Here is a 5012-nt window from a genome sequence, read left to right as displayed (position 1 = left end):
TCTTTAGCAACTGCTATTTTCATGAAATCTCCTAGAGATAAATACTTAATTTCTGCTAAATATCCAATTTCCCTGGTTAGGGTTGTCTTTAACTTCTGGTTCCAGACAGAAACTTCGGGAACTCCAAGAAATAAATAATCCTGGTTGAAGTAGGGGCGGGTTCACAAATATTTTCACGCTATTAAGTGATAGTATTCATCAACCCGCCCCTACAGATGACTATCAACTGTGAAAAGTCACTTGGGGGGATATTTTTTGATTTGGAAGTTCCTTCTTGGTGGATTTAACCTTGAATTCGCTTGCCAGTCTTGGTTTTCCAGACAAAGCCTCACTTGACTGTTTGCAGACTCACGCTTGTTGATAGTTACAAAATAGATTTACATGCTATTGCAAATCCTATGTTGATTCCCTTTCGTTGCATCCTGGTCTTCAACTTGTTTTAGGGATTGAAAAATTTTGGTCTTCCTTCTCTTACATAGTGCAATATTTAGCAAATTTTTGAAGCTTGATTATTTCTCAACTAATTTTTAAGGATTATCACTTTGACCAAGCTTATTTTAAACAATTTATCCTAAGTTCAATGGCGTTCGCTAATGACAACGCTCAATTTTTATAACAATAATCTTAAATTAAGATACACTTATACATATTTAGAAACACAATCAAGTCACTCCTGTGTTTCTATGTAGTTCATATTTGACTGATCTGAAAACAGAAATGGCTATTCTACAAAGAGAATCTTGTAACAATGATTGCGGTTAGATAAATTACAGCGTATTTGTACTGAGGATGGTTTGCTAGGGTAAATGGCACTTTTTGTTTACATTTAACGTCATAATGTCAGGAAGTCAGTAGTAAAGTTTAGTTACGAATACTAAATCTTAGTTTTTTAGATAAACACCTAATTGTTGTGAGAGGAGCCTAAATTATGCGCCGTTTACTTTCTGCTGTAGCCGTAACTAGCTTCTTGCTGACTGGGTTTCCAGTCATCACCTGGGCGCAAAGCCTACCTGGTTTGACGCTGTTTAGCGGTGTCAAAAGTGAAAATCAGCTACCCTTCCGGTTAGATTTTGGTGGACAAACAAATAGCTGGGATCGCTACATTCTCAGGATTCCAGAAAAAAAGATGAAATTGGCAGTTGCTCAGTTCGCCATTACCTACCCAAATTATTACAAAGGAAGTTTTGATACCAAAAAGGTAGAAGTAAAAGTCAGAGGTAAAAAAGTTGCCTTATCTGAAGTGAAATGGGACAAAGAAGGCCGCGTCTTAGAAATTTTTCCCGAAGAGCCAGTCCCAGCAGGTAATAAGGTGGAGTTAGTCCTATCTAACGTGCAGAACCCAGCATTCGGTGGTACTTTTTATTTCAACTGCCAGGTTCTTTCCCCTGGAGATGTGCCACTATTACGTTACTTAGGAACCTGGATTATTAGCGTTAATTAAGTCAATTGTCAATTGTCAGTTGTTAGTTGCTAGCTACCACTGACTACTGACAACTAACTTTTCCCCGAAATGTTTATTTTATAGACGTAAAGTGATACAATAATAGATTGTGAGTTTTTATAGAAATCGCCTTACAGGAGAACTATATGCAGAGAACCTTGGGCGGCACTTGCCGTAAGAGAAAAAGAACCTCTGGTTTTCGTGCCAGAATGCGGACACCAGACGGAAGAAACGTGATCAAAGCAAGAAGAAAAAGAGGACGTTATCGTCTAAGCGTTTAGGGAATCTGAACTGAAACGACTGTGGCTTTGCCCAAGGCGAATCGACTAAAATCTCGAAAAGATTTCCAAGCAGTTTTCCGGGAAGGAATTCGGCGCAATAGTTCTCATTTCACATTGAGAGCCTTACGACCGACATGTTCAACAAAACCTTTCTGTGATGCTGTTATTAACACTCAACCACTGGCCGACTCAGGAAAGCTTACCAACACACGAATCGGCATTTCGATTAGTACAAAAGTTAGTAAAAGAGCAGTAGTTCGCAACCGGATTAAACGCAAAATTACTGCTATTTTGCATAATTTATTGCCGAAATTGTCACCAGGCTGGCGGCTAGTGGTTGTTGTCAAACCAACAGCAGCAGAATCTAAGTGCGTAAGCCAACAATTTCTGCAAGAATTAGAGCAGTTGTTGGCACAAGCTGAGGTATTCAATGGGCATTCGTGAAGAAATTTTTTATGAAGGCGGCCCTCACATTGGGGATTTGATTCTAAACCTATTAATTGGGTTAACAGTCGTGGGCATACCATTGACAGTGGGGGCAATTGTCAGGGCGCTGTGGCTGCGTTTTCGCATCACAGACCGCCGCGTCACCGTGATGGGCGGTTGGATGGGACGCGATCGCACTGACGTGATTTACTCAGAAATTGTCAAAGTTGTCAAAGTGCCCCGTGGTGTTGGCATTTGGGGAGATATGGTGCTAACCCTGAGAAATGGTAGTCGTCTAGAAATGCGGGCTGTTCCCAAATTTCGAGAAGTATATGACTACATCAACGAAAAAGTTACCGCCAAAAATCCCCAATATAGCGGTGCTGCCAACAATTGATAGGAAGCAGGGAGCAAGGGAGCAGGGGAGCAGAGGGAGCAGGGCCTTGGGAATAATACCAATTCCCAATTCCCAATTCCCAATTCCAAACTCCCAATTCCCAATTTTCATTTTTTTTGAAAGTGCGGCTATCCGTAGCGTAGGATAGTCGCAGACTAATCATGATTTAGATAAATTAGATTCAGTTCAGTTTACAGTACCTCAGGTTGAATTCAGAATAATGGATTTTGGTATCGGGTTTCTCTCGAACAACGTAATGCTGCCAATCATAGATTTTTTCTATAGCATTGTGCCTAGCTATGGATTGGCGATCGTTGCCTTGACATTGATAATCCGCTTTGCGCTCTATCCCCTGAGTGCTGGTTCAATTCGCAATATGCGGCGGATGCGAATTGTGCAACCTCTGATGCAAAAGCGGATGGCAGAAATCAAAGAGCGTTATAAAGACGATCCGCAGAAGCAGCAAGAGGAAATGGTCAATGTCCAGAAGGAATTTGGCAACCCATTAGCAGGATGTTTACCACTGCTACTGCAAATGCCAGTTTTATTAGCGCTGTTTGCCACTTTGCGGGGTTCGCCTTTTGCCGGAGTGAACTACTCTGTCAACCTGCAAGTCTTTCCCGCTGAACAAATCGAACGAATTCAACCCCAAGCTTTTGCTACTCCTCCTCAAAACATCTACGTTGCTGATGGGGAGCATATTCCCGTAACAGCTATCCTTCCTAGCGGCAATAAATTAGCCGTGGGAGAACAGACGAAGATACAATATCAGACCCTTGAAGGCAAACCATTTCAGGTACTTTTAGCAGAACATCCTGATAACAAGATAATTCCTCAATGGAAGGTCATCAAAGGCGAAGATCGAATCAAAATCGATGCTCTTGGTAATATAGAAGCCCTACAACCAGGAGATGTGACGATTCAAGGTACTATCCCAGGATTAGCAGCCGATAAGGGCTTTTTGTTCATCGATGCTTTAGGAAGGGTTGGTGCCCAAGATCCCGATGGCACTATCCACTGGGATATCGTGGCAATGATAGTATTCTTTGGGATCAGCCTTTATGTGAGCCAAGCACTTTCTGGGCAAAATTCCAGTGGTGGCAACCCACAACAGGATACGGTTAACAAAATTACCCCAGTTATATTTTCTGGCATGTTTTTGTTCTTCCCCCTACCCGCTGGGGTATTGATGTATATGGTGATTGGAAATATTTTCCAAACCGCCCAAACCTACATTCTCTCCCGCGAGCCTTTACCAGAGGAACTGCAAAAAATCGTAGCCACCCAAGAAAAAGAAGCAGCAGCCACAGAACAAAAGGCCCTACCCTTTGAACCAAAAAGTTCTAAGAAAAAGACTACAGGTTGATAGATGAGTGACAGTCCCATGCAACGAGGTCAGCAGTGGTTAAAAACACTGCTGCAACTCACTGGGATATCCGCTGAGATTCAGGGTAATTTAGAAGCTGCCCAATCTCAAGACGGTGATTCCCAAGAACCAGATAACTATTGGTTGACCATTGATGAAACCAACCTGACACCACAACAAATTCAAGTTCTGATTGGCCCTGATGGTTCTGTGCTAGATGCAATTCAGTATCTAGCCAATTCCATTTTAAACCTGAGCCAACCACAGGAAGGTCAAGCTTCTTATACCATTGAATTGAATGGTTATCGTCTTAAAAGACAAGCGGAAATTCGCTCATTAGCAGAAGCCGCTGCTGATCAAGTGCGTTCTTTTGGTCAAGAAGTGGAAATTAAATCTCTGAGTTCAGCCGAACGCCGTCAAGTCCACACCTTCTTGAAAGACTTTAGAGATTTGGAAACCTTCAGTCGTGGTAAAGAGCCGCATCGCCATTTAGTTGTACGTCCGGCTTCCTTTGAATGAGTTAGGAGTTAAAAGTTGAGAGTTAGGAGTTGTAGGGGCGGGTTTTGCAAATTTACTCAATTGGTAGCAAGATATGTCGGCTAAACCCGCCCGTACAGGAGTTAGGAGTTTAGAATAACAGTAAAAGTTCGTTGTGAGAATTTAGGAATTAAGTAAAAATTTATAGCTTACAGACCATAACTCATCAAACTTCAGAATCACTGTTGTCCCTAAAAACTAAACTAAAGGACTGATAAATAAAAATTATCTCATTATAATTTTTCTAACTTCCTGTTCACAATCAACAAACATCAGTAAAAACATAAATTTTCGTGAGGATATCTCACAAATCCTATGGACGCAATTTATATTCCGCAGCTAACCAAAGCCCCGGAGCGGACAGAGGAAATTCAGGTTAAAGAGTTTCTGCCTGGTCTGGAAACGTTGACACCAGTTCGCGGTCGCGTCCGCGTCCAGCATCATGGCAATTACCTGGAAGTGTCCGGTCAAGCAGAGGCAATTATTACTTGTACTTGTAACCGCTGCTTGCAGCAGTATAATCATCGTTTGACGGTTGATAATAAGGAAATCATCTGGTTAGAT

At 41.8% G+C, this 5012-nt stretch carries 7 protein-coding genes; all 7 read left to right on the top strand.

The genetic code is table 11. The features are described 5' to 3' along the window. The first annotated feature begins 928 nt into the window (after positions 1 to 928). Entirely contained in the window at positions 929 to 1441 is a 513-nt protein-coding gene (locus I8748_RS00710; protein ID WP_198122795.1) for a DUF2808 domain-containing protein, read from the top strand. 146 nt (positions 1442 to 1587) lie between these two features. After that, entirely contained in the window at positions 1588 to 1722 is a 135-nt protein-coding gene (gene rpmH, locus I8748_RS00705) for a 50S ribosomal protein L34 (RefSeq protein WP_198122794.1), read from the top strand. A gap of 21 nt (positions 1723 to 1743) precedes the next feature. Then, complete coding sequence (gene rnpA, locus I8748_RS00700) at positions 1744 to 2166, top strand: ribonuclease P protein component (protein ID WP_198122793.1); 423 nt, start codon at positions 1744 to 1746, stop codon at positions 2164 to 2166. After that, positions 2153 to 2545, top strand: a complete 393-nt coding sequence (locus I8748_RS00695) for a PH domain-containing protein (RefSeq protein WP_198122792.1) — start codon at positions 2153 to 2155, stop codon at positions 2543 to 2545. The genes rnpA and I8748_RS00695 overlap by 14 nt, the downstream gene beginning before the upstream one ends. Positions 2546 to 2765: 220 nt before the next feature. Then, the gene (yidC, locus tag I8748_RS00690; protein WP_198122791.1) at positions 2766 to 3911 is read left to right on the top strand and encodes a membrane protein insertase YidC; all 1146 of its coding nucleotides are present in this window, start codon (positions 2766 to 2768) and stop codon (positions 3909 to 3911) included. A 3-nt stretch (positions 3912 to 3914) separates the two neighbouring features. Further along, a complete protein-coding gene (locus tag I8748_RS00685; protein ID WP_198122790.1) occupies positions 3915 to 4430 on the top strand; it encodes a Jag family protein in 516 nt (171 codons plus the stop codon). A gap of 333 nt (positions 4431 to 4763) precedes the next feature. Beyond that, positions 4764 to 5012, top strand: a 249-nt coding sequence (locus I8748_RS00680) for a YceD family protein (RefSeq protein WP_404800253.1), incomplete at its 3' end; no start/stop codon positions are given.

It is taken from the genome of Amazonocrinis nigriterrae CENA67, from assembly GCF_016056305.1.
Classification (GTDB): Bacteria; Cyanobacteriota; Cyanobacteriia; order Cyanobacteriales; family Nostocaceae; genus Amazonocrinis; species Amazonocrinis nigriterrae.
This window is presented reverse-complemented; position numbering and strand designations above follow the sequence as displayed.

Coding starts and splice junctions, on each gene's coding strand:
- I8748_RS00710 (WP_198122795.1), top strand. CDS start 929: ATGCGCCGTTTACTTTCTGCTGTAGCCGTAACTAGCTTCTTGCTGACT.
- I8748_RS00685 (WP_198122790.1), top strand. CDS start 3,915: ATGAGTGACAGTCCCATGCAACGAGGTCAGCAGTGGTTAAAAACACTG.
- yidC (WP_198122791.1), top strand. CDS start 2,766: ATGGATTTTGGTATCGGGTTTCTCTCGAACAACGTAATGCTGCCAATC.
- rpmH (WP_198122794.1), top strand. CDS start 1,588: ATGCAGAGAACCTTGGGCGGCACTTGCCGTAAGAGAAAAAGAACCTCT.
- I8748_RS00695 (WP_198122792.1), top strand. CDS start 2,153: ATGGGCATTCGTGAAGAAATTTTTTATGAAGGCGGCCCTCACATTGGG.